Raw genomic sequence first — 22,082 nt, 5'->3', positions numbered from 1 at the left:
AACTCCTGGGTGGCCCTATTTCTTGAGGAAGTCCAGCAAGGCTTGGTTGATCTCGGCGCCGTGGGTCCACAACAGACCGTGGGGTGCGCCCTCGATCTCCTGGTACTCGGCGCTGGGCAGCGCATCCTTGAAGCGGCGGCCCGTGACGTCGATGGGGAGGATGTTGTCCGCGGTGCCGTGGACGATCAGCGCTGGAACATCGATCTTGGGGATGTCCGCGCGGAAGTCCGTCAGCCACGTGGGCTGGGCGGCCACGGAAGCAAAAGCGCCCGACTGGCTGGCAAGGTTCCAGCTGGCGTCCACGGATTCCTGGCTGAGGCGCTCTGTGCCCAGGAAAGTATCGCTGTTATAGAAGTTCTTGAAGAAGTCGGTAAAGAAGGCATAGCGGTCGGCCTTGGCGGCCTGGTACAGGCCATCGAAGACATCCTGGGGAACGCCGTCCGGGTTGTCATCGGTCTTCAGCATGAACGGCTCCAACGAACCCAGGAAGACGGCCTTCGCCACGCGCGAGGAGCCGTAGGTGCTGATGTAGCGTGCAACCTCGCCGGTGCCCATGGAGAAGCCAACCAACACGGCATCGTTCAGGTCCAGGGTTTCCAGGAGGGTCTTGAGGTCCGCGGCAAAGGTGTCATAGTCGTAGCCCACCGTGGGCTTGCTGGATTTACCGAAGCCTCGGCGGTCATAGGTAATGACACGGTAGCCGGCATCGAGAAGGGCGGCAGTTTGCTTCTCCCAGGATGAACCGTCCAGCGGATACCCGTGGATAAGGACCACTGGCTGGCCCGTCCCATGGTCCTCGTAATAAAGCTCGATCTCAGTGCTGTTTTCGTTTCCGACGGTGATGTAAGCCAAAACTCAAGTCCCTTCGATGCGGTTCTACACGAACGTTCCCAGCCTACTGTCCGCCGATAACACGGAATGCCCCAGGCACGCCCCGGCATCACCCCTCAAGGCGGCCGCACACCAAGGGTGGTGTTCCCGCCACCACCATCCACGGACACTGGTTGCCGGCGGCCGCGTGGTGGATTCTAGGTTCACCGCCGATGACGATCCTAGGAATATCCATGCCTCTTGCCCTGCGCTCCAGCACCCACAGTTACGCCTCCATCGACGAACTCCTGGGCGATGGTCGCGGTCGGTTCTTCAGCCACGGCTACAAGACCACCAACCCAAGGCTGCGGGAACTCCACGTGAACCATACGGTCTCCGAATCCACGCTCACGGCCCGCGCCGCTCTTGGCGTTGAAGGTACGTGGTCCATCAAGGGGAACTCGGAGCAAACCCCACACCTTGGCACCACGGATGTCCTTGTTTTGGCTGCCAGGATGGCGGAGGCTTTGTTGGCCAGCCGGTATTCTCCCGAACTGCTGCCTGCGGCCTACGTGGCGTCGGTGACCATCTCGGGTGGCAGCGAGCCTGTGGAAGGTTCGCTGGGCGATCTCGAATGCCGGGCGACGCTGCAGGATCTGGGACACGCTTCGGTTCTTCGGTGCTCTGTTGCGTCCATGACCGCGGTACTGGAAGTAGCCCACGAGCACGCCGAGCTCGGGCTCGCGTCAGTCCAGTCGCCGTCCGAGGAAGCTTTGGTGGGTGACGCCGGCACACGTCTCTACGGTGGGCTGTGGGCAGAACGGCAGGTCTCGCTGCTGGACGTCGTCCTGGATCCCGGTGAAGGAACCGCCCACGCGCAGCTCTCATTCCGCCAGCAGCCCTCTCTGAGCCGACGCCTGGATGACCGCCGCGGGCTGGAGGCCGCCTACCCGCAGGCGCTGTCCGCCGTCGAGTACTTTGTTGCCTCGCTGCAGCTGGGACAGGTTCTCCTGTACCGGCTCGATTCCATGAACCGCGCGGACAGCAACACATTGTGGATGCGCAAAACCCGCATCACACTCAGCGGCTCCTGCCCGAAGAATGGGGGCGGGCAGGAGACCGGCCTGGCGGCGCGGCTGCAGAAGAGCCGGTTGATCGAAAAGGACGGCGGATGGTGGCGCTGCGCTGACGTCGTAGGAACGTTCGACGGCGGCGAAGTAGTTTGCAGCGTTGCTCACCAACTGCCATCCCGGGTTGCGGCAGTGAGCGCTTCCGTGGGGGAAAAGAAATGAGTGCCGCATCTGCCGTTGTCCGGGGACTGGGTGGCGCACTGCCCAGGAAGGTGGTCACCAACGAGCACCTGTCTGCTGTCATGGACACCTCCGACGAATGGATCAGGCGCAGGACGGGGATCGAGGAACGCCGCCACTCGGACGAAACGGAAAGCACCAGCGTCCTGGCCACCACGGCCGGGCGGCGCGCCTTGGCCAGTGCCGGCGTCGATTCGGCTGGACTCTTAATTGTTGCGACCTCGACGCCGGACAAGGTCTGCCCAGCCACCGCACCCAAGGTGGCGGCGAACCTGGGGTTGAACGGCGTCGCCGCATTCGACGTGTCCGCAGTTTGCTCAGGGTTTGTCTATGCGTTGACTACCGCCACGTGGGCAATCCGTTCGGGATCCGTGGACTCGGCACTCGTAATCGGCGCGGACACCTTTACCCGACTGCTCGATCCGACGGACCGGACCACCTCGGTGATATTCGGAGACGGAGCGGGCGCGGCTTATCTGTCGGCCGGAACAGCAGACGACCCCGGGGCCATCAAGGCGTCAACGCTCCACTCCGATGGCAAGGGCGAAACGCTCATCCAAGTGCCGGAAGGTCCGGGTTCATTCTTTGAGATGCAGGGCAAGGAGGTTTTCACGCAGGCGGTCGCAGCGATGTCCGGTTCCGTGCACACCGTGCTCGCCAGCGCTGGCTGGGCTGCCGATGACGTGGATTCCTTGATTGCACACCAAGCGAACCTTCGGATCCTGAACACCGTTTCTTCCGTGACCGGCATCCCAGCATCCCGGGCCGAGGTCCACCTGGACAGGGTAGGCAATACGTCAGCCGCGTCCATTCCGTTGGCCATGACCGACGCCGGAACCAAAGGCCACAGGAGCCCCGGAGACAAGGTGGTCCTGACTGCCTTTGGCGGAGGAACCACCTGGGGAGCCATTGCCATGACATGGCCATCGATCTCGGTTGTCGACCCGCACTAGGGCCGGACACCGATTCCTGCAGGCCGGGGTGCCGTGCAGGACCACTGTGGCACCGGCTAACCCGGGCCACTTGTAAAAGGGGGAAGCAATGGAAATTACAGCTATGGACGTCGTAGGGGCGATTGGGTCCACCATGGACGAGCTCGGCCACATGGGACCGGACGACTCGTTCTCTGACCTTGACATCGATTCACTGTCACTTGTTGAAGCCGCCGTGATCCTTAGCAACAAATTCGGTGTTCGCGTGGATGAATTCGAGCTCACCGAGGCGGGCAGCGCCCGCGCCGCAGCCAGCATGGTCACCGAAAAGCTGGCCCTGCAGCCCGCTATCTAGTCACACCATCACAAGAAGACGCAGAGACCACACAGTACAAACAGTAAGGACACCCATGGCCACTCCGGCGATTGCAGTTGTTTATTATTCAGGCTCGGGCCACACCAGGATCCTGGCAGACGCAGTGGTTTCCGCTGCCGCCGCCACCGGAACCACAACGGCTCTCCTGCGCGTGGATGAGCTGACCCAGGAATCCTGGGATTTCATCGACCAGGCAGACGCCATCATTTTCGGAGCCCCAACGTACATGGGAACCGCGCCGTCGGCATTCCATGCGTTCGCCGAGAAGACCGCAGGCCGCTGGGCGGTGCAGAAATGGCACAACAAGCTGGGTGCCGGCTTTACCAATGCCGCCTGCAAGGCTGGTGACAAGAATTCCACCCTGGACTACTTCTCCACTTTCGCAGCCCAGCACGGCATGAACTGGATCAACCTGGGCCTGCTCCCGGGATGGAAGAGCACCAAGGGCACCGAAAACGATCTCAACCGCTTTGGCTACTTCAATGGTGCCGCCGCCCAGACATTCTCGGACGTCGGTGTGGACGGCGTGCACCCCGCAGACATCGCTACCGCCGAGCATCTGGGGCGGCGGGTTGCGGAAATGACCGCTATATTCGCCGCCGGCAAGACCGCCCTTGACCGCGAACTGGTCAGCGCGGGAGCCTAGGCCGTCTCGTTTCAGGGCCACTGAAAAAGCCTGGCGACGCCCATATCGGGGCGTCGCCAGGCGTTTTCCATGGCGCCGAAGTGTTTGCGTGTCACAACCCCGGTTCAGGTGTCACAACGGGGCATGCATGTCATAGCTGGCGTCGGCGGACAGAGTGGCTGCCACGATTGCCCTGACCTTCGGGTTGCCGATATGGAACAGATGGCCCCCGGCCGCGACATCGATCAATCGTGGCTTCTGCGCGCACCAGTCCGCCCAGCGCCGCGACTCCGAAGCCGTAACCACAGGATCATCAGAGCTGTAGAGAACTGTGGCCGGCACCTTCAACTGGCGGGCGGGCAGCCTGCCGGGATAGCTCTCCAACAATGCCAGATCCTCAAGCAGCACTTCCCGGGCCCGCTCGGACAGGGCGGTCGTGCTGAGCACGTGCTCGGAAAGGGAGGTTACGGACTGCGGAGTCCCGGACCGGGCGCCGGAAGCGGCTGCCGCGGCAGCACCGGCGTCGTACATTCCCGACGGCGGCCGCGCGGCTGCGAGGAAGACGTGCAGCACCCGCCCACTGTCCTGAAGCCGAAGGGCGGCCTCGAAGGCGAGCACCGCCCCCATGCTGTGGCCACAGAGCGCCAGCTGGCCCGCCTGCGAGCCTGCGATGTGTTTCGCCATGAGGGCGGCCGCGGCGCCAACGGAACGGAAATCCCTGCCGCGGTATCCCAGCTTGGTGACATGCACGCCGTCAAACCGCCAGCCAGCAAAACTGGCTGTGGTTCCGCCGGCGTGGTGCAGGCAAAACAGGTGGATGCCGGCATCCACGCGCTAGTTGAAAGCGAGCCGGTGGCGGTCGTGTTCCATGCGGGACGCGGCGACGTCGTCCATGTGTTCCTCGGCCCACTCCTTCATCTCGAAGATGATCCGCAGCAGCGAATGTCCGCGCGGAGTGAGCTCGTAGTCGGTTCGCACGGGGACGGAGACTGTCACATGCCGTAAGACCAGTCCATCCCGTTCAAGCGAGCGGAGCGTGGAGGTCAACATTTTCTGGCTTGCGCCGGGTATCCGTTTGCGGAGGTCGCTGTGGCGCTGCTGCCCGTCCTCCAAGGCGAGCATCACCAACGTGACCCACTTGCTGCTGATGGCCTCAAGCAGTTGGCGTGCCGGGCAAAGATCCAGGGAAGCGTTGTAGTGCTTCCGGGCCTTCATGCGTTTCTGTTCAGCCGTGAGAGTCATATCCCCAATACTTTCCTCATCAAATGGACTGCTTGCCACAGCATACTTGGGGGTCGTTGCAGGTGGGGAACCGGTGACTCAAACCTTCACTGCGGCAGCGGGTACCAGGTCCGAAGCCGGTACGGGGTCCGGAGCGTTCTGAGCCGCCGGGGTGACCAGCAGGGATTCCCCGGCCAACGCCATGAACGGAAGATCTGAACTGTGGTCCCCATAGGCGAAGCTGCGTGACAGGTCCACCGAGAACCGGGCAGCGTGCGCTGCCACGGCCCTCGCCTTGGCGTCACCTACCAAGGCCTCCTCGATGTCGCCGGTATAGATGCCATTCGCAGCAGTAGGGAACGTGCACAGCAGCTCAAGGTGCGGCCACCGCCGTCGAACCCGTACTAAAGCTGGCTCGAACGACGCACTGACGGCCACGATGCGCCGCCCCGCCGCGGTGTGCTTGTCCAGAAGGGAAGCCACGGGTTCCAGGAAGGCCCAGCTGTCCGGTGACGCGGCCTGGAAATCTGCCCAGCGCTCGCCGAGTTCCCGGACCTCGCTGACGCTGCGACCCCGCCACCAACTGAAGTAGCGGGCGTTCGTCACGGATCGCGGGACGCCACTTCGGGCTGCGGCCCGCAGGCCCTCAAGGAAACCCTCCGCCTCGGCTTTGCGGAAGTGGCCGGCATCGAAGCGGAGGAACGCGAAGATGGTGTTGTAGGCAGTGACGGTACCGTCGATGTCGGTGTAGGCGGCCTGGGACGGGCCACGGCATGAGCCGCCGCTGATGCCCTGCAAGGGGTTTCCGGATTCTTCCACAGGAAGAATCCTATGGACCGCTGCGGCAATTTGAAGCCTTCCAAGGGAGGGCACTTTCAGGTGCCCTAGGCACAAAAAAGTGCGCTCTTACGCGCTGGTCCGATGTCCGTGAGGATCGAATGCGGGGCACAAAGCGTCCCCGCAGCAAAGCCTCGAAAGGAAGCCAATGCCTACTATCCTCCACATCAATGCCTCTCCCCGCTACGCCAACAGCGACTCCCTGCGGTTGGCCCGGCACTTCATCGACTCCGTGCAGGCTGCCGGTCCGGAGAGCTTTGAGCTGGAGACCTTGAACTTGTTCGACGACGGTGCCTTGCCTGTTTTCGGTCGGATCGCGGCCGCCGCCAAGATGGCTGTCTTCACCGGACAGGACCAGACGCCGGAGCAGGTTGCCGCTTGGGAGTCCGCCCGCGCTGTCTTCGATCAGTTCGCTGCAGCCGATGCATACGTCTTCAACATCCCCATGTGGAACTCGGGCGTCCCCTACGTGCTGAAGCAGTGGATCGACATCATCACCCAGCCCGGCTGGAGCTTCGGCTTTGACCCGGAGCAGGGCTACCGCGGACTCATGGAAGGCAAGCAGGCCCTTGCGATCCACACCAGCGGGGTTTACGCTCCGGGTGTTCCGGCCGCTTTCGGCTCCGACTTCAGCAGCACCTTCTTCGCTGACTGGCTGGACTTTGTGGGCATCGAGGACGCAACGCACGTCCGCTTCGCTCCCACGGTCCTCAATGGCGACGTCGATGGCACGCGCCAGGTTGCAGAAGCGGACCTGAGCGATGCTGCAATCGAGTTCGCAGGCAAGCTCAGCGCCGCGGGTACCCTCCAGCTCGTCAACGACTAGGAGCTCCTTGTGCGCATCGGCATTTCGGGTACCTATTCCTCGGGCAAGACGTTCACGTCCATGGCCTTGTCCCACTACACGGGGTTGCCCCGCACCAAGGCCAGGACCATGCGGGAAATCCTGCCCGAAGCCGCACCTGGCAAAACCCTCGAGGAATGCACCGCCGCGGAGCTCATCCAGATGATCGTGACCCGTCACGTGGAGCGTGCAGTGTACGAGGACAAGCTCTCGGCCGGTTTCATCTCCGACGGTTCATCGCTGCAGGAATGGATCTACGGGTCCGTGCGGGTTTCCCTCGGGCTGAACCCCAGTGCATCAGCACACCTGGCGGCGGGGGAGAGCGTGGAGAAGACTCCGGAACTGGCATTCTTCGAAGAGGTGATGACCAGTCTGGGCAACAGTTTCAAGACGCACGTAAAGAACTCATTCGATGTGTTCGTGCACCTGAAGAACGAGCTTCCGCTTTCTGCTGATGGACACCGCCCGGTCAACGATCAATTCCGGAACATGTCGGATGAGATCCTGCAGCAAACCATGGACGAGTTGGGGATCCCCTTCCATGTTGTGTCCGGTTCCGTGCAGGAGCGTCTGGTCCAGATTGCTTCCCTGTTCAACCTTGAGCCGCGGATGAGTCCCCAGGACGCCACACGCCTGGCAGCAGAGGAATACGCGCAGCTGGACGTCCGCTCCGAACGTGAGCGGGTCCTGCAGTAACAGGAAACATCCGCCTGGATCCTGCTCACCGGTTCGTCCGGCCAACCGCTGCGCCGTAGCTGCACAGCGGTTGGCCGGACGCTCGTCTTTTCACTGGAGACCACATTGCCAACCGACCAGCCCCTTTTCAATCAAGCCCGCTCCAACCACGCCCGCCTCGGCGAGTTCTTCCGCACGCGCCGGGAGCAGACCCGTCCGGAAGATGTCGGGTTACCAGTCAGCCCACGACGCCGGACGCCCGGACTCAGGCGCGAAGAGGTGGCCGTCCTGGCCAATGTTGGTGTCTCCTGGTACACGTGGCTGGAGCAGGGGCGGGCCATCGGCGCCTCGGAGGAAATCCTCGATGCCATTTCGAACGCACTGCTGCTTAGCCATGAGGACCGGACCTACGTACGACGCCTTGCGTCCGGGCGCCGTTCGGGCCCTGCCGGCAACGCGGTCAGCACGGCTGGCGGTCCGACGTTGGGCCATGCCGCCGGTCACAACTTCGACGTCGACGACGCCCAGCTCGCCCTGCTGCAGCAGCTGGTGGATGCCATAGCGAATCCCAGCTACATCGCTGACCCTTTCTGGACAGTCGTGGCCATGAATTCCGCCGCCGCGGAAACCTTCGATACCCGTGTGGGCGAGAGCTGCCTCCAACGCTTTTTTACCGATCCGGAGCTTGCCCGCCCACACGTGCACAAGGAGATGATGGCCCGCTCTATGGTGGCCCAGTTCCGGGCGCAATCGGCCAACTTCCCGGATGATCACCGTTTCGATGCCATGGCACGCGGCCTATGCCAGGTCTCGGAAGCCTTCCGGGAATTATGGCAACGGCAAGTGGTTGGCGATTCGTACCATGTGGATGTTGTGTATGACCACCCGGCGGTAGGCCGCCTCAGCTTTGCTCCCATGGTGCTGGGTGTCCCGCAGTTCCGTGCCCTCCGCCTTTTCACGTACCTGCCTAAAAGCGGAACCGGAACGCAGGCTGCCCTGCAAGGTTTGAACAGGAAAGCAGTGGTCTGAGATTCCCTCTAGTTGCCCACAGCAACCAGACGTAAACTGGCCTTCGGTTCACTACCTTGGTTCGGAGTGCGCATGCTTTGGAAGGTTCTAATCCGGTTCCTGAAACCGCACCAGCGGTTGCTGATCGCCGTCGTCGTTTTTCAATTGGCGCAATCCATCGCCTCGCTTTACCTGCCTACGCTCAACGCCGACATCATCGATAACGGCGTCGCTACCGGCGATACCGACTACATCCTGCGCATGGGCGGCCTCATGCTGCTGATCACCCTGCTGCAGATCGCGTGTGCAGTGGTGGCCGTGTACTTTGGCGCGAAGGCAGCCATGGGAATGGGCCGCGACCTGAGGGACGCCATCTTTGGCAGGGTAGGGGAGTTCTCCGAGCAGGAGGTCACAAAGTTCGGGGCGCCGTCCCTGATTACCCGATCCACCAACGATGTCCAACAAGTGCAGCAACTGGTCCTCATGTCCTGCACGCTGATGGTTGCGGCCCCCATGCTCAGCATCGGCGGCGTGATCATGGCCGTGCGCCAGGACGCCCAACTGTCCTGGCTGATCGCCGTGTGCGTGCCCGTTTTGCTCGTGGCCGTCGGGCTGATCGTGACCCGGATGGTGCCGTTGTTCCGCAAAATGCAGGTCCGGATCGACGCCGTCAACCGTGTCCTGCGCGAGCAACTCACAGGCATCCGGGTGGTCCGGGCGTTCGTCCGGGAGGATATGGAGACCTCCCGGTTTGGCCGGGCGAACGACGACGTCACTGACGTCGCGCTGCGTGCAGGCCGTTTGATGGCGCTCATGTTCCCCGTGGTCATGTTGGTCATGAACATCTCCAGTGTGGCGGTGATCTGGTTCGGCTCCTTCCGGATCGAGGACGGTTCCATGCAGGTAGGCACGCTGATCGCTTTCCTCAGCTACCTCATGCAAATCCTGATGTCCGTCATGATGGCCACTTTCATGGCCGTGATGATCCCGCGCGCGTCCGTTTCTGCTGACAGGATCGGGGAGGTGCTGGAGACCGCCTCCAGCGTCCAGCCGCCGTCGAATCCTGTTACCGGTGGTATCCGCCGAGGCGAACTGGAGATGCGCGACGTCGGATTCGCCTACCCGGGTGCCGAGCAGCCGGTGCTCAGCGGCGTCACCTTCACAGCCCAGGCCGGCCAGACCACGGCGATCATTGGCAGCACCGGCGCAGGTAAGACCACCTTGGTGAACCTCATGCCGCGGCTGTTCGACGCCACCGCAGGAGCGGTTCGCATGGATGGCGTGGACATCCGCGAGCTGCATCCGGACTTGCTGTGGGGGCACATTGGCCTGGTGCCCCAACGGCCCTATCTCTTCTCAGGCACCGTTCGCAGCAACCTCCAGTACGGCAAACCCGATGCCAGCGATGACGAACTGTGGCAGGCCCTTTCAGTGGCCCAGGCACGGGACTTTGTTGAAGAGATGGAAGGTGGACTGGATGCACCCATCTCGCAGGGCGGCACCAATGTTTCCGGCGGGCAGCGACAACGCCTGGCCATCGCCCGGGCACTGGTGAAACAGCCGGAGCTCTACATTTTCGACGATTCGTTTTCCTCCCTGGACACTGCCACCGACGCCCGCCTCCGGCAGGCCCTCAAGCACCACACCAACGGCGCAACGCTGGTAATCATCGCCCAGCGCGTCTCCAGCATCGCGGACGCGGACCAGATACTAGTGCTCGACGACGGCAGGATCGTCGGGCAGGGAACGCACGATGAGCTGTTGGAGACTTCCGAAACTTACAGGGAAATCGTGTCCTCCCAGCTTGCGGCGGAGGAAGCGGCATGAGCGCCATGGCAGCGGGTCAACGCGGACCACAGCGCCCGCCGATGGGGCCCGGACGCGGTGGTCCGTTCGCGGGCATGAGCATTCCGGCCGAGAAGGCCTCCAACTTTGGTGCCTCCGCCCGGAGGCTCTTGGGGACCCTGCGGCCTGAACGGTTCTGGCTGACACTTGTGGTGGTCTTCGCAGTGGTCAGCGTTACTTTGTCGGTGATCGGACCCAGGCTGCTCGGCGAAGGAACCAACCTCATCTTCGCCGGCGTCGTCTCCAAACAACTGCCGGCAGGGGTCTCCAAAGCCCAAGTGATCGCCGGCCTGCGAGCCTCCGGCGAGAACAACAAGGCCGACATGCTGAGCGCCATGGACCTGACACCCGGCATCGGAATCGACTTCGGTGCGCTGTCCTCCGTGCTGCTCTGGGTGCTGGCGCTGTATGTCCTGGCCTCAGCGTTCGGTTGGATGCAGGCGTACGTGCTCAACGGCGTCGTGCAGCGCACCGTATACCGCCTCCGCGAGCGGATCGAGGCGAAAATCCATCGGCTTCCCCTGCGCTATTTCGATTCCATCCAGCGCGGTGAGCTGCTCAGCCGGGTGACCAACGACGTCGACAACATCTCCCAAAGCCTGCAGCAATCCATCAGCCAGGTGGTCTCTTCGCTGCTGACTGTGCTGGGCGTACTGGTGATGATGTTCCTGCTCTCGCCCCTGCTGGCCCTGATTGCGTTGGTGACCATCCCGCTCACCCTGGGGACCACGATGGTGATTGCCAAACGCTCGCAGAAACTGTTCGTCGCGCAATGGAAAAACACCGGCGAGCTCAACGGGCAGATCGAGGAAACCTACACCGGACACGCGCTGGTGAAGGTTTTTGGCCGCCAAAACGAAGTCCAGGAGAAGTTCAGGGCCAAGAACACTGAGCTGTTCGAGGCGAGCTTCGGGGCGCAGTTTGTGAGTGGCCTGATCATGCCGGCCATGACCTTCATCGGAAACCTTGTGTATGTGGGCATCGCCGTGGTGGGCGGCCTGCAGGTGGCCTCAGGCGCGATGCAGTTGGGTGACGTGCAGGCCTTCATCCAGTACTCACGGCAATTCACCATGCCGTTGGCGCAGCTCGGTTCCATGGCCAACCTGCTGCAGTCCGGTGTTGCCTCGGCGGAGCGGGTGTTTGATCTGCTGGATGAGGAAGAGGAATCCGCGGAACCTGTTTCCGGTACGTCCAGGGGCGCGGCGCGTGGGCGGCTCGTGTTCGAGAATGTGTCCTTCCGGTACCTGCCCGACAAGCCGCTGATCACGGACCTCAGCCTTGTGGCTGAGCCCGGCCAGAGCATTGCCATCGTGGGGCCGACGGGTGCGGGCAAGACCACCCTGGTGAACCTCATGATGCGCTTCTACGAGCTCGACGCCGGGCGAATCACCCTCGACGACGTGGATATCGCCTCCATGTCACGGCAGGAGCTGCGCTCACGGATGGGCATGGTCCTGCAGGATACCTGGCTTTTCGGTGGGACTATTCGCGACAACATCGCGTACGGGCGGCCTACTGCTTCCGAATCCGAGATCCTTGAGGCTGCCCAGGCCACCTATGTGGACCGGTTCGTTCGTTCGCTTCCCGAGGGCTATGACACATTGCTCGATGACGAAGGCGGCAACGTCTCAGCTGGCGAGAAGCAGTTGCTCACCATCGCCCGGGCCTTCTTGTCCCGCCCGTCCGTGCTGATCCTGGATGAGGCGACCAGCTCGGTGGATACCCGCACCGAGGTCCTGGTGCAGAAAGCCATGAATGCGCTGCGCTCGGACCGGACCAGTTTCGTCATCGCACACCGGCTTTCCACCATCCGCGACGCCGATCTCATCCTGGTGATGGAATCCGGGCAGATCGTGGAACAGGGGACTCACTCTGAGCTGCTCGCCGCTGGTGGGGCGTATTCGAGGCTGTACGAGGCGCAGTTCGCGGCACCGGCGGCTGAAGAGGTGTGAGCCCTTGGTTTTGGGCGCCACGGGAATCAAGGGAGCCGTGACGGCCTCATGACCGAGGCCTCGCCCGCGCGGGATGGGTCCAATGGCACTGGACTTACCAAGACGGCAGGTCCGCGGTGCAGGAGACCGCTGGAAATCACCTGGCATCTGACGCCACCCCTGCCCCGCATGGCTTTGTGTGCCCCCGGCGCCAGCATCTGGTCCATCCAGGCGCAGGGATGTGCTGGCCTGCCTGCCTTTAGCCGGACGGAGTCCCCGCCAGACTCCAGAGTGAACTCATGCCCCAACAAGGGGGCCAACTCGGCTCCGCGAAGCACTACGTTTCGCCGGGTTACCAAGGGATCGAAAGGCCCTGCATCCAGTTCAGAGGCGATGGTCTCAAGTGCTTCCACAGCGAATACGGTCACGGCGGCGTCCATGTGGGCTGCCTTGCCGAAGAACCTGTCCCCGACGATGCCCTTGCCGGCAACAAGCTGGGCCTGCTCAGCGTCCGTCGTCGGAACGTCCGCAGCGCCTTCGCGGGCACGGCCAAAATAGGCGTGCGCCGGCGACACCAAAAGATGCAGAACCTCAACGTCGTACCTGTACTCAGCGGTCATCTTTCAACGCTAGCGCCTCGAGGCTTCGTGCGGCAGCGCCCTATGCCCCAGGCCACAGCGCAAAGTTCACCGCGAAGATAAAGTGGCACAGTGAACTTTGCCCTGGCCCCTGATGGTGCTGAACTCGCCTGGACGTCCGAAGGCCACGGCGAACCAATGCTGTTGATAGCCGGCCAAGCGACCGCCATGGACGGTTGGGGCCCGACGGCGGAGCTTTTGTCCCGCTGTTACCGCGTCATCCGCTTTGATCACCGAGGCATAGGCAGCAGCGGCAAGGGGGACGCCGAGCGGTACACGACGAGGCTGATGGCGGCAGATGCAGCCGCGGTCCTTGAAGCTGCAGGCGTTGATTTAGCACACGTGTACGGCCACTCCATGGGTGGCCGCGTAGCGCAATGGTTGGCCATCGACTACCCACGGAAAGTACGGACATTGATCCTCGCCGCCACCAGCGGAGGGAAGTGGCCAGGTGAGGGCACCCAGCCGGAGAGGGCTGCCCTGGAAGCCCTGGTCAGCGGCGATATGTCCCGGCTCGAGCCGCTGTTCTTCGACGCTGACTGGGTGCGGAACAATCCGGAGGCAACCCACACCTTCTTCAATTCAAAAGCATCGGCGTGGGCGAAGGCACGCCATTTCAACGCCAGCCGCGAGCACGATGCCTGGAATGAGCTCGGCGCCATCACAGCCCCGACGCTCATCGTTCACGGCGCCGACGACGTCCTGACTCCGCTGCCCAACGCGCTGCTGCTGCGTGAACACATCAGCCGTTCGGTGCTGGTTCGCGTTCCCGGCGCGGGGCATGGGTTGCATCTCGACCGTCCTGAGACGGTCCAGTGGATCAGGCAGTTCATCTCACGGAAGACCGCCTAGCTGGCGAGAAGCATCTTGCTTGATGTTGGTCCGGAGCGTGAATCGCAACACGCTGCGGGCCCTTATGGTGCGGTTTTCATTGCGTGTACGAAAGGGGCCTTGCCGAGCGCTGTTCTTTCGAGCCTGTCCACGATTCTTACGTCCAAGTCTGTCTGTACCACGCCGGCTTCGGTTAGGGCGGTGTTCAGGCGGGCGCGAATTGCCTCTTGTGAGTTTCCAGGGGCAAGACCGGCCAAGAGGACGCGCAGCTTGCCAGGTTCCTGGATGACTTGCCATCCTGCGAGAGCTGCCTGGTCCAGCACGTCGTGGAACACGATGGGATGGACGGTGGCAGCTCCTTTCGTGCCAGGCAGGTGCAGGATGTCTTCGAGCCTGCCTTCGATGTCGTCCATGAGCGTGAAGGAGCGGCCGCAGGGGCAGCCGCGGCTGCCAAGGCGGACGGTGTCGGACATTTCGTAGCGGATCAGCGGGAGGGTGCGTGAGAACAGGACGGTCACGAGGAGCTTTGCGCCGGTGGTTCCCGGCGGCACGGGGCTTCCGTCCTGGTCCACCGGTTCGATGATCAGCAGATCTTCATGGACGTGGCGGTTCCTGAACTTGCAGGGGGAGGCGATACCTGCCGTTTCCGTCGCAGCGTAGACGTTGAAGGGCGCGGTTCCCCAAGCCGCCTCCAGTTCGACTGCGGTCTGCGGGGTGAGTACTTCGGAGGTAGACATCACGCCATGGGGGAAGATGTGCAGCCGTCCGGCGTGCTGTTCCGCGGCGAGGGGTTTGAGTGCTGAGGCGTAGCCGACCAGGATCCTGGGCTGGAACCGGTTCAGAGCGGCGACGGTGTCTTTGATGGGGTCGGTGACGTCCAGCCGGAGCGTGGGGACGAGCCTGGAATGCAGCGAGGCCCCGACGACGGCAGATTGGTGCGTGGGGACCCGGGAGCTGACCAGCGCCACTTTCACTGGCAAGGGCGGTCCGGCGGAGATCTCGGCCCAGTCGTTTGCCCGCGCGTAGGAGGCCAGGACGGTGCCCCATTCGGAGCGGTTCCAGACGAAGGTTCCGCGCCGGCCGGTGGTCCCTGCCGTGGCCGCCGCCCACCACTGGCCCCGCCAGGGCACTCCGGGGTCTCCGCCCTGTTCGGTCAATGACTTCAGGTGGGTTTCAATGTCCGCCAGCCTGAGTGCCGGTGTGGTGATGGCCTCGTCGAAGTGTTCCATCAGATCTGCCTTGGTTACAGTCGGCAGCTGGTTCAGGGGCGCGTCACGCAGGCCGGCGTGATGGCGCCGATAGAACTCCGACCCAGCGTAGGCGGCCTGGCGCAGCTCCTGCAGGGCGTGGTCCTGGTGTTGGATGATCCGGGCGGCGTCCCACCGGTCCCGCTTGCGCCACGAGGCCCGCAGGAACAGCACCCTGGAGACGAGGCGGAGGTCCATGGCCTGGGGACTAACGGTTGCCGGCCGGGGCCAACGGACGGTTCGGGCGGACAGGGATGGCCTCGGGCGTTTCGGGGCGGGGCAGCCTGAGCCTTTTGAGCAGCAGGGCGTTGACGGCGACCAGGAAGCTGGAACCCGACATCGACAGTGCCGCGATCTCCGGGCTGAGGACGATCCCGGCGAACGCGAACACCCCTGCGGCGATCGGCAGCGCTATTGCGTTGTACCCCACCGCCCAGCCCAGATTCTGGCGCATCTTCCGCAAAGTTCCTTTGCCGATCCGCAGCGCGATGGGGACATCCAGCGGGTCCGAGCGCATCAGTACGACGTCGGCCGTTTCAATCGCCACGTCCGTGCCGGCGCCGATAGCGATGCCGAGGTCAGCCTGGGCCAGGGCGGGAGCGTCGTTGACGCCGTCCCCGACCATGGAGACCTTCTTCCCTGCCTGTTGCAGTTGGGCGATCTTGGCTGACTTGTCCCCTGGCAGCACTTCGGCGATTACGTTGTCGATGCCGAGCCGGCCGGCGATCCGTTGCGCGGTGGCTTCGTTGTCGCCCGTAAGCATGACCACCTCGATCCCGGCGTCGTGCAAGGCAGCAATCGCCGCTGGCGCGGTTTCCCTGGGGGCGTCCGCCAGGGCAATCACTGCCGCAGCGCGGCCATCGACGGCGACGAGCACGGCAGTCCGGCCGGTTCCCGCCAGATCACTGCGTACCGCGGCGAGGCGGCCGAGGTCGATGTTCCCGTCGGCCATGAGTTTGCGGTTGCCAACCAGGACCCGGTGTCCGTCTACGGTTGCACCGGCGCCGTGGCCGGGAACGCTCAGGAAATCGCTGGAGTCCAGGGCGGCGGCTCCGTGTTCCCGGGCGTGCCGGACCACTGCTGCGGCGAGGGGGTGTTCGGATTCCTTTTCCACGGCGGCGACCAAGGCCAGTAGGTCTCCTTGGTCGATGCCGTCGACGACGACGTCGGTGACTTCCGGTTCGCCCTTGGTCAGGGTCCCGGTTTTATCCATCACAACGGTGTCGATCCGTGCGGAGACCTCCAAGGCGGCGGCGTTCTTGAACAGGACGCCGCGTTTCGCGCCCAGCCCGGTGCCAACCATGATGGCCGTTGGTGTGGCCAGGCCGAGCGCGTCGGGGCAGGTGATGACGACGACGGTGATGGCGAACAGCATGGCCGCTTGGAGCCCAGCGCCAACGGCGAGCCAGACCGCGAAAGTCACCGTGCCGCCGATCAGGGCCACCAGGACCAGCCAGAACGCAGCCCGGTCGGCCAGCCGCTGGCCTGGGGCTTTGGAGTTCTGGGCTTCCTGGACGAGGGCGACGATCCGGGCCAGGGAGGTGTCCGCTCCGACCTTGGTGGCCCGGACCCGCATGGTGCCGGTGGTGTTGATGGACGCGCCGATCACTTCCGATCCGATGGTCTTGGTTACCGGCAGGCTTTCCCCAGTGACCATGGACTCATCGACCTCTGATTGGCCTTCTTCGACTTGGCCGTCGACGGGGATTTTGGATCCTGGCCGGATCAGCAGCAGGTCCCCCACCTGGACGTCGGAGGTGGGGATCTCGATCATCTCGCCGTCGCGGATAACGACCGCAACTGGAGGTGCGAGCTCGAGCAGGGTGCGGATGGCCTCGTTCGCCCCGCCGCGTGCGCGCATCTCGAACCAGTGGCCCAGCAGCACGAAGGCGGCCAGGACTGTCGCGGCTTCATAGAACACTTCTCCGCCGCCGGTGAGGGTGACCCAGGCGCTGTACAGCCAGCCCGTGCCGACGGCGATGGCCACCAGCACCATCATGTCCAGCGTGCCGGCTTTCAGTGCCCGCCAGGCGCCGTCGAAGAAGATCCAGGCCGAGTAGAAGATGACCGGCAGGGACAGGATCAGGCCCATGACGTCATCGCGGAGCCCGAACGGTGTTGGGGCCGTGAAGCCCAGCATGTCCCGGCCCATCGGGGACCAGAGCGTCACGCCGATGGACAACAAGGCGGCAACCAGGAAACGGTTGCGCATGTCCTTGACCATGTCATCCATCGACATCCCGGCGTGGTGTCCGCCGTGACCCATCATCTCCTGCGGGGTTTCGTCCATCGGGTAGCACACGTGCTCCGGAACCGAAACGCCTCGGCAGTGGTATCCGCAGTCCCGGACCCATCCGGAGATCTGCTCCTCGGATGTCAGGGACGGGTCAAACTTCACGCTCGCGGTCTGGGCGACGGGATTCGCGTCGACTGCCGCGACTCCTGGCCGCCGCAGCAGCACGTGCTCGATGACTGCTTTGGAGGTTGCCCAGTGCTGGCCGCGTACCTCCACAACAGTGCTCTTCAACGTAGCGCTCAATGCTCCGTGGGCGGTGGCCTTCGGGTCAGCTGTCATGGCTGGTCCTTTCGCAGAGTTGTCCGAGCGGGCAGCCGGGGTTTTCACCCGGTGCCGGACGTTCACTGCGTGGGGGCGAGTTGCCGTTCACCGGGGCGCGGCGCGTCCGCGGCGCAGTACCGCCAGCCGTGCCGTGTATTCGTTTTCATCGATTTCCCCGCGGGCAAACCGTTCTGCGAGCAGGTCCTCGGCGATGCCGTGACCTGGCGCTACGCCCTCGTGCCGCCGGCCGCCAGCTCCCGTGGAGCGGGCGAAAAAGACGATCGCGGTGATGATAGCGCCCCAGAACAAGACGAAGCTCAGGACCATCAGCACGTAGCCCCAGCCGCCCATGTCTCCGCCCCAGTACATCATCGCCCTACCTCCTGCGCCCAAACCGTCCAGTATTCCTACCGTTCACTATCCTTCCCGGAGCTGTCGGGCGTCAGAGTCTTAGGTCCCGGATGCCCGGGTGGGTGCGGGCTCGCCGTCGTTGGGTTCTTCACGAAGCTGCCGGACCAAAGCGTCCACAATAGGCAGCTGCCCTTTGACGAGCTTTGTCCGGGCCGTGGTTTCCCGAAACCAACGGGCGTCGTCTATCTCAGGAAATTCCTTGATGGACCCGGACCCCTTGGGCCATTCCATGGGAAAGGTATTGCTGACGATTTCTTCGGGCTGGAAGGAGCCTGCCTCTGCTGCGAAAGTCGTGATGAGTTTGCCTGAGGGTTGTTTGAAAACCCCCAATAACTGGTAGTCGCCAGGTGGCGGTGGAGTACCAATTTCTTCGGCGAATTCGCGTCGTGCAGCAATCAGCGGGTCTTCATCCTCAAGGTATTCACCTTTGGGAATTGACCAGGCATGCTCGTCCTTGTGCGCCCAAAAAGGTCCTCCCATGTGGGCAATCCAAAGCTCCAACTCTCCAGTGGAACCTGCCCGGTAGAGCAGGATTCCGGCGCTGCGAATGGTGATATGACCTCCCGAAGCCAGGCCGTGTACGCGAAATGAACAGACAATGCCAAGGTTACTCCGCGCCGGGGTGCCGTTATCCAATTGATGGCATATCTCCCACTTTGGTTCTTCAATTAGCTTCCTCAGGACCGACGTCTACTTGATAATCGAGGAACTGCACGTTCCTCGTGGGGGTGGAACGTTGTTGCGGTCTCTGGCTTTTGCCGGCGACGAGTCTGGGCGCATCAATGGAGGACACGGCTATGGCATGGTCAGTAGGGCTCATTCCGCATGGGCGAATCAAAACAACAGGTTTGGCCGTCGTGCTGGCGGTCGGTTTATCAATGCTCGCTGGAACAGGCCCATCACAGGCGGCCGATACAACCCCCATGGCTGAGGACCCCGGCCCTGTGGGGAGCTTCGCCTGGAAGGGTTTCAACTGGCAGAAGCGTTTCTGGGGAGGGGCTCCGATGTACAACGCGAGTTGGGACGCGAACAACGTGAGCAACCCGGACACCAACGGGTACGTCAAACTCTCCATCACCAACCCAACCGGCTCGGCTCCCAAGGGCGCGGAGTTCCAATCCACGCGTGAGGGCTTTGGCTACGGAACGTACAGCACCACCGTGGAAAAGGACGTGAGCGCGCTCCAGAAGGAAGTCGTGTGGGGTTGCCTGTTCACCTACGACCCCGCGGCCCAACCCGGCTATACGGAAATCGACCTCTGCGAGGCGTCCGCCTGGGGAGGTGGAGCTGCCTATGGCCAGAACTGGCCCGTCACTCAAGGGCATGGCTATTGGTTTGACGCCACCCTGCCGCCTGGGCAGGGGAACAACACTGTCACGTTCGATGTCACGAACGCCCCGATCCTTACCCACAGGATGGTTTGGGAACCGGGCAAGCTCACCTTTGAGACGTTTGCCGGCGAAGGCTACGGCGGAACGCTGCTGAAGAGGACGGTCCTGCAAGGCTCCACGGTTCCACTTCCGGCCAATGAACAGATCCACTTCAATCTGTGGGTTACCGGAGGTGGTGGCGGTGATGCTGCCCATGTGGCACCTGAATCCGTGACGATTCGTGATTTCTCGTTTGTTCCGGGGATCCCGTTGACGGCCCCGACCCCCACTATTTCCGGAACGGCGTCGGTGGGATCCACGCTGACCGCCAACCCCGGCACGTGGACCACCGGAACTGCACTGACCTATCAGTGGTACAAGAACGGCACGGCCATCGCCGGTGCAACAGCAGCCACCCGTGTCCTTGCGGCCGCGGATCAGGGCGCCAGGTTGACCGTCCGCGTTACAGGGACAAAGGCCGGCTACGCAACGACCACCAAGGAATCGGCGCCCACGGCTACGGTAGTGGCAGGCACGCTGATCGCACCCACTCCCACCATCACGGGGACGCTCACGGTTGGCTCCACGCTCACAGCCAACCCGGGGACGTGGACGTCCGGAACCACCCTGACGTATCAGTGGTACCGGTCAGGTGTTGCCATCACGGGAGCAACTGCCAAGAGCTACGTAGTTGTCAGTGCCGACCAAGCAGACACCATGAGCGTGCGGGTTACGGGAAGCAAGGCCGGGTACACCACAGTTTCCAAGTACTCCGCCAATACGGGGCCCGTAACGTAGGGCAGGCATAAAACAACAAACCCGCGGTTGTGTCGCGCTGGGGGCATGATCCGACACAACTGCGGGTTTGCTGGGCCTGCTAGATTTTCTGAGCGCGGACCGGGACCATCCTCTTGATGGCCAGGCCAACGGCCAGCATGGCGAAGGCGGCCAGTGCGAACCAGAAGAGGTTCCCGGCGCCGGTCATGGCAAGGGTGCCGGAACCGGCGCCTCCTGCAATTGCTGCGCCTGCGGATCCTGCTGGGTTGTTGTACATGAGTCGTTTACCAAACTTTCTTTCTGTTGAGGACGGCATCCAGGTAGGCCTTGGCGTGGACTGCCTGGAGGAAAACGTCGATGACGGCTTCGTACATGGTTGCGGCAAGCAGCATGTACCTCCAGCCCCGGAGACGCAGGGTAATGATGCGTTCCAGGACGAAGATGCAGGTGACCGTGATCCAGAACGGGTGGAGATTCAGTCCCATTCCGGTGGTCAGGGCAAAGACGATGGACCCGAGGTAAGCCAGCGTCACCAGGACACCGATCATGGAGAGAAACTGGCGTCCCCAGTATGGGCGCGTGACTTTGGTCCACCCGTACTGCACGCAGTTCTCCACGGCTCCGCGCTTCCAGCGGAGCCGCTGAGCCCATAACTCACGCCACGTCGGCATGACTTCGGTGACCAGCGTGCAGTTTGACGGTGACGCTATGCGGTATCCGAGCGTGAGGAGCGCGAAGGACAGTTCGTTGTCTTCGGTCAGCACAGAGGTGTCATAGACGCCGCCCTCGCCGTTGCCGGGAGGAAGTGCACCGTTCAACCGTGATGCGACGACGTCCCGCAGGGTCTTGATGCGGAAAAGCGCGGCAGTCCCGGTGACTACCAGGCATTTGCCGTGGAGGCGCTCCACGTCCCTGGCGTAGCGGGCGTATTCATTTCGCTGCAGGTGTCCGACGAACCCGCCTCCGGGGCCACCGCTGAACACTCCGCCAACGGCGCCCAGAAGTTCATCCTTGAGGAGGTTGTTCGTGGCATTTTCAATGAAGTCCGGCGCCAGCTGCGAATCGGCGTCCTGCACCAGAACAAGGTCTTCGGGATCGGCTCCTGGGAGGAACTGCCCAAGGGCGAAGTTCAGCGCACCGGCCTTCTTATCCTTGTTGCCAACAGTGCGGAGGACTTCGGCGCCCTGGGCCAACGCCAGTTCTTCAGTATTGTCAGTGCAGTTATCGGCCACCACGATCACGCGATCCGGGCGGCGCGTCTGGTTATTCAGCGAGAAAAGTGTTTCGGTAATGCCGCCGGATTCGTTGTGTGCGGGGACCAGAACCGTAACCACTCCACCTGGCGCACGGTGGGATCCCCGGGGTGCAGCAATTGTCTCTGAATTGACGACCTGGTGCACTTGGGATCCTCCGTTCGGAACCTCGTAGTGGTGTTTCACTTAGGGTTCCAACGCAAACGCAAGAAAGCTGCCCGCAAAGCATCAAGGAAGTCTCAAGGTTTGATCAGGAGTTCCAGCCAGGTATTCAGGAAACGCAAGAGGACGACGCCGGGGGTGCCGGCGTCGTCCTCTTGTGGTGTGTTTGAGCTGCTTTAGCGGCTCAGGCTAACGGTGAAGGTCTTCGGTCCGCTGAGCGTTACGGCAATGCCGCAGTTTTCTGCAGCGGCGCGAGGGGAAAGATCCCGGATGGCGGCGTCGATAGTGTGGTCGATCGCCGACTTGTCCCAGATTTTCAGCGTGATGGAGTCAGTATGTGTCGTCATTGTCAGTACTTTCACTCAGGCCGTTAACAGCCCCAAGCTTCTTCGCAGGGGCCGCATCCTCGTCGGTGAGGATTG

23 protein-coding genes are annotated in these 22,082 nt (G+C 62.9%); 11 read left to right on the top strand and 12 right to left on the bottom strand.

What is annotated here, in order from left to right:
- Positions 1–15 precede the first annotated feature (15 nt).
- Positions 16–852: an alpha/beta hydrolase gene (locus LDN75_RS20545; protein WP_223934526.1), complete on the bottom strand. Its 837-nt coding sequence runs from the start codon at positions 850–852 to the stop codon at positions 16–18.
- 212 nt (positions 853–1,064) lie between these two features.
- Between LDN75_RS20545 and LDN75_RS20540 the strand changes: the two genes are divergently transcribed.
- The 4 genes from LDN75_RS20540 to LDN75_RS20525 all read left to right on the top strand — a co-directional run bounded on the left by LDN75_RS20540 (position 1,065) and on the right by LDN75_RS20525 (position 4,074).
- Positions 1,065–2,102, top strand: a complete 1,038-nt coding sequence (locus tag LDN75_RS20540) for an AvrD family protein (RefSeq protein ID WP_223934525.1) — start codon at positions 1,065–1,067, stop codon at positions 2,100–2,102.
- Positions 2,099–3,073: a beta-ketoacyl-ACP synthase III gene (locus tag LDN75_RS20535; protein WP_223934524.1), complete on the top strand. Its 975-nt coding sequence runs from the start codon at positions 2,099–2,101 to the stop codon at positions 3,071–3,073. The genes LDN75_RS20540 and LDN75_RS20535 overlap by 4 nt, the downstream gene beginning before the upstream one ends.
- 88 nt (positions 3,074–3,161) lie before the next feature.
- Positions 3,162–3,407 (top strand): acyl carrier protein, encoded by a 246-nt coding sequence (locus tag LDN75_RS20530; protein ID WP_223934523.1) that lies wholly within the window; start codon positions 3,162–3,164, stop codon positions 3,405–3,407.
- A 55-nt stretch (positions 3,408–3,462) separates the two neighbouring features.
- Complete coding sequence (locus LDN75_RS20525; protein WP_223934522.1) at positions 3,463–4,074, top strand: flavodoxin family protein; 612 nt, start codon at positions 3,463–3,465, stop codon at positions 4,072–4,074.
- A 111-nt stretch (positions 4,075–4,185) separates the two neighbouring features.
- Here the strand turns inward: LDN75_RS20525 and LDN75_RS20520 are convergent, their stop codons facing one another.
- The 3 genes from LDN75_RS20520 to LDN75_RS20510 all read right to left on the bottom strand — a co-directional run bounded on the left by LDN75_RS20520 (position 4,186) and on the right by LDN75_RS20510 (position 6,093).
- Complete coding sequence (locus tag LDN75_RS20520; protein WP_223934521.1) at positions 4,186–4,884, bottom strand: alpha/beta fold hydrolase; 699 nt, start codon at positions 4,882–4,884, stop codon at positions 4,186–4,188.
- Positions 4,885–4,887: 3 nt separating this feature from the next.
- Positions 4,888–5,295, bottom strand: coding sequence for a helix-turn-helix domain-containing protein (locus LDN75_RS20515; RefSeq protein ID WP_223934520.1), 408 nt, complete (start codon positions 5,293–5,295; stop codon positions 4,888–4,890).
- Between the two features lie 78 nt (positions 5,296–5,373).
- The gene (locus LDN75_RS20510) at positions 5,374–6,093 is read right to left on the bottom strand and encodes an HAD-IB family hydrolase (RefSeq protein ID WP_223934519.1); all 720 of its coding nucleotides are present in this window, start codon (positions 6,091–6,093) and stop codon (positions 5,374–5,376) included.
- Positions 6,094–6,259: 166 nt separating this feature from the next.
- Here LDN75_RS20510 and LDN75_RS20505 point away from each other — a divergent pair, with 166 nt between their 5' ends.
- The 5 genes from LDN75_RS20505 to LDN75_RS20485 all read left to right on the top strand — a co-directional run bounded on the left by LDN75_RS20505 (position 6,260) and on the right by LDN75_RS20485 (position 12,435).
- A complete protein-coding gene (locus tag LDN75_RS20505; protein WP_223934518.1) occupies positions 6,260–6,937 on the top strand; it encodes an NAD(P)H-dependent oxidoreductase in 678 nt (225 codons plus the stop codon).
- Positions 6,938–6,946: 9 nt separating this feature from the next.
- Complete coding sequence (locus LDN75_RS20500) at positions 6,947–7,651, top strand: AAA family ATPase (RefSeq protein ID WP_223934517.1); 705 nt, start codon at positions 6,947–6,949, stop codon at positions 7,649–7,651.
- A 105-nt stretch (positions 7,652–7,756) separates the two neighbouring features.
- Positions 7,757–8,659, top strand: a complete 903-nt coding sequence (locus LDN75_RS20495; RefSeq protein ID WP_223934516.1) for a helix-turn-helix transcriptional regulator — start codon at positions 7,757–7,759, stop codon at positions 8,657–8,659.
- Between the two features lie 72 nt (positions 8,660–8,731).
- A complete protein-coding gene (locus LDN75_RS20490) occupies positions 8,732–10,465 on the top strand; it encodes an ABC transporter ATP-binding protein (RefSeq protein ID WP_223934515.1) in 1,734 nt (577 codons plus the stop codon).
- Positions 10,462–12,435: an ABC transporter ATP-binding protein gene (locus tag LDN75_RS20485; protein WP_275959794.1), complete on the top strand. Its 1,974-nt coding sequence runs from the start codon at positions 10,462–10,464 to the stop codon at positions 12,433–12,435. The genes LDN75_RS20490 and LDN75_RS20485 overlap by 4 nt, the downstream gene beginning before the upstream one ends.
- Before the next feature lie 26 nt (positions 12,436–12,461).
- Here the strand turns inward: LDN75_RS20485 and LDN75_RS20480 are convergent, their stop codons facing one another.
- Positions 12,462–13,034, bottom strand: coding sequence for an MOSC domain-containing protein (locus LDN75_RS20480; protein WP_223934514.1), 573 nt, complete (start codon positions 13,032–13,034; stop codon positions 12,462–12,464).
- Between the two features lie 90 nt (positions 13,035–13,124).
- Here LDN75_RS20480 and LDN75_RS20475 point away from each other — a divergent pair, with 90 nt between their 5' ends.
- On the top strand, positions 13,125–13,904 hold the full coding sequence (locus LDN75_RS20475; RefSeq protein ID WP_223934513.1) for an alpha/beta hydrolase: 780 nt from the start codon (positions 13,125–13,127) through the stop codon (positions 13,902–13,904).
- Positions 13,905–13,966: 62 nt separating this feature from the next.
- Here the strand turns inward: LDN75_RS20475 and LDN75_RS20470 are convergent, their stop codons facing one another.
- The 4 genes from LDN75_RS20470 to LDN75_RS20455 all read right to left on the bottom strand — a co-directional run bounded on the left by LDN75_RS20470 (position 13,967) and on the right by LDN75_RS20455 (position 18,653).
- The gene (locus LDN75_RS20470) at positions 13,967–15,328 is read right to left on the bottom strand and encodes a phenylacetate--CoA ligase family protein (RefSeq protein ID WP_223934512.1); all 1,362 of its coding nucleotides are present in this window, start codon (positions 15,326–15,328) and stop codon (positions 13,967–13,969) included.
- A gap of 10 nt (positions 15,329–15,338) precedes the next feature.
- Positions 15,339–17,705: a heavy metal translocating P-type ATPase gene (locus LDN75_RS20465; RefSeq protein ID WP_223934511.1), complete on the bottom strand. Its 2,367-nt coding sequence runs from the start codon at positions 17,703–17,705 to the stop codon at positions 15,339–15,341.
- Between the two features lie 87 nt (positions 17,706–17,792).
- Positions 17,793–18,059, bottom strand: a complete 267-nt coding sequence (locus LDN75_RS20460) for an SHOCT domain-containing protein (RefSeq protein WP_223934510.1) — start codon at positions 18,057–18,059, stop codon at positions 17,793–17,795.
- Between the two features lie 78 nt (positions 18,060–18,137).
- Positions 18,138–18,653 (bottom strand): NUDIX domain-containing protein, encoded by a 516-nt coding sequence (locus LDN75_RS20455; protein WP_223937656.1) that lies wholly within the window; start codon positions 18,651–18,653, stop codon positions 18,138–18,140.
- Positions 18,654–18,895: 242 nt separating this feature from the next.
- Between LDN75_RS20455 and LDN75_RS20450 the strand changes: the two genes are divergently transcribed.
- Positions 18,896–20,266: a hypothetical protein gene (locus LDN75_RS20450; RefSeq protein WP_223934509.1), complete on the top strand. Its 1,371-nt coding sequence runs from the start codon at positions 18,896–18,898 to the stop codon at positions 20,264–20,266.
- 79 nt (positions 20,267–20,345) lie between these two features.
- Here the strand turns inward: LDN75_RS20450 and LDN75_RS20445 are convergent, their stop codons facing one another.
- The 3 genes from LDN75_RS20445 to LDN75_RS20435 form a co-directional block, all read right to left on the bottom strand.
- A complete protein-coding gene (locus LDN75_RS20445; RefSeq protein ID WP_223934508.1) occupies positions 20,346–20,522 on the bottom strand; it encodes a hypothetical protein in 177 nt (58 codons plus the stop codon).
- A gap of 7 nt (positions 20,523–20,529) precedes the next feature.
- Positions 20,530–21,645, bottom strand: a complete 1,116-nt coding sequence (locus LDN75_RS20440; protein ID WP_223934507.1) for a glycosyltransferase family 2 protein — start codon at positions 21,643–21,645, stop codon at positions 20,530–20,532.
- 191 nt (positions 21,646–21,836) lie between these two features.
- On the bottom strand, positions 21,837–22,007 hold the full coding sequence (locus LDN75_RS20435; protein ID WP_216926503.1) for a hypothetical protein: 171 nt from the start codon (positions 22,005–22,007) through the stop codon (positions 21,837–21,839).
- Positions 22,008–22,082: the final 75 nt, after the last annotated feature.

This window comes from Arthrobacter sp. StoSoilB5, assembly GCF_019977235.1.
Classification (GTDB): Bacteria; Actinomycetota; Actinomycetes; order Actinomycetales; family Micrococcaceae; genus Arthrobacter.
This window is presented reverse-complemented; position numbering and strand designations above follow the sequence as displayed.

What these genes read in the sequence shown, in the direction of transcription:
- LDN75_RS20450 (WP_223934509.1), top strand. Translation starts at nt 18,896, where the DNA reads ATGGCATGGTCAGTAGGGCTCATTCCGCATGGGCGAATCAAAACAACA.
- LDN75_RS20445 (WP_223934508.1), bottom strand. Translation starts at nt 20,522, where the DNA reads ATGTACAACAACCCAGCAGGATCCGCAGGCGCAGCAATTGCAGGAGGC.
- LDN75_RS20530 (WP_223934523.1), top strand. Translation starts at nt 3,162, where the DNA reads ATGGAAATTACAGCTATGGACGTCGTAGGGGCGATTGGGTCCACCATG.
- LDN75_RS20465 (WP_223934511.1), bottom strand. Translation starts at nt 17,705, where the DNA reads ATGACAGCTGACCCGAAGGCCACCGCCCACGGAGCATTGAGCGCTACG.
- LDN75_RS20435 (WP_216926503.1), bottom strand. Translation starts at nt 22,007, where the DNA reads ATGACGACACATACTGACTCCATCACGCTGAAAATCTGGGACAAGTCG.
- LDN75_RS20470 (WP_223934512.1), bottom strand. Translation starts at nt 15,328, where the DNA reads ATGGACCTCCGCCTCGTCTCCAGGGTGCTGTTCCTGCGGGCCTCGTGG.
- LDN75_RS20515 (WP_223934520.1), bottom strand. Translation starts at nt 5,295, where the DNA reads ATGACTCTCACGGCTGAACAGAAACGCATGAAGGCCCGGAAGCACTAC.
- LDN75_RS20485 (WP_275959794.1), top strand. Translation starts at nt 10,462, where the DNA reads ATGAGCGCCATGGCAGCGGGTCAACGCGGACCACAGCGCCCGCCGATG.
- LDN75_RS20505 (WP_223934518.1), top strand. Translation starts at nt 6,260, where the DNA reads ATGCCTACTATCCTCCACATCAATGCCTCTCCCCGCTACGCCAACAGC.
- LDN75_RS20525 (WP_223934522.1), top strand. Translation starts at nt 3,463, where the DNA reads ATGGCCACTCCGGCGATTGCAGTTGTTTATTATTCAGGCTCGGGCCAC.
- LDN75_RS20480 (WP_223934514.1), bottom strand. Translation starts at nt 13,034, where the DNA reads ATGACCGCTGAGTACAGGTACGACGTTGAGGTTCTGCATCTTTTGGTG.
- LDN75_RS20460 (WP_223934510.1), bottom strand. Translation starts at nt 18,059, where the DNA reads ATGATGTACTGGGGCGGAGACATGGGCGGCTGGGGCTACGTGCTGATG.
- LDN75_RS20540 (WP_223934525.1), top strand. Translation starts at nt 1,065, where the DNA reads ATGCCTCTTGCCCTGCGCTCCAGCACCCACAGTTACGCCTCCATCGAC.
- LDN75_RS20535 (WP_223934524.1), top strand. Translation starts at nt 2,099, where the DNA reads ATGAGTGCCGCATCTGCCGTTGTCCGGGGACTGGGTGGCGCACTGCCC.
- LDN75_RS20490 (WP_223934515.1), top strand. Translation starts at nt 8,732, where the DNA reads ATGCTTTGGAAGGTTCTAATCCGGTTCCTGAAACCGCACCAGCGGTTG.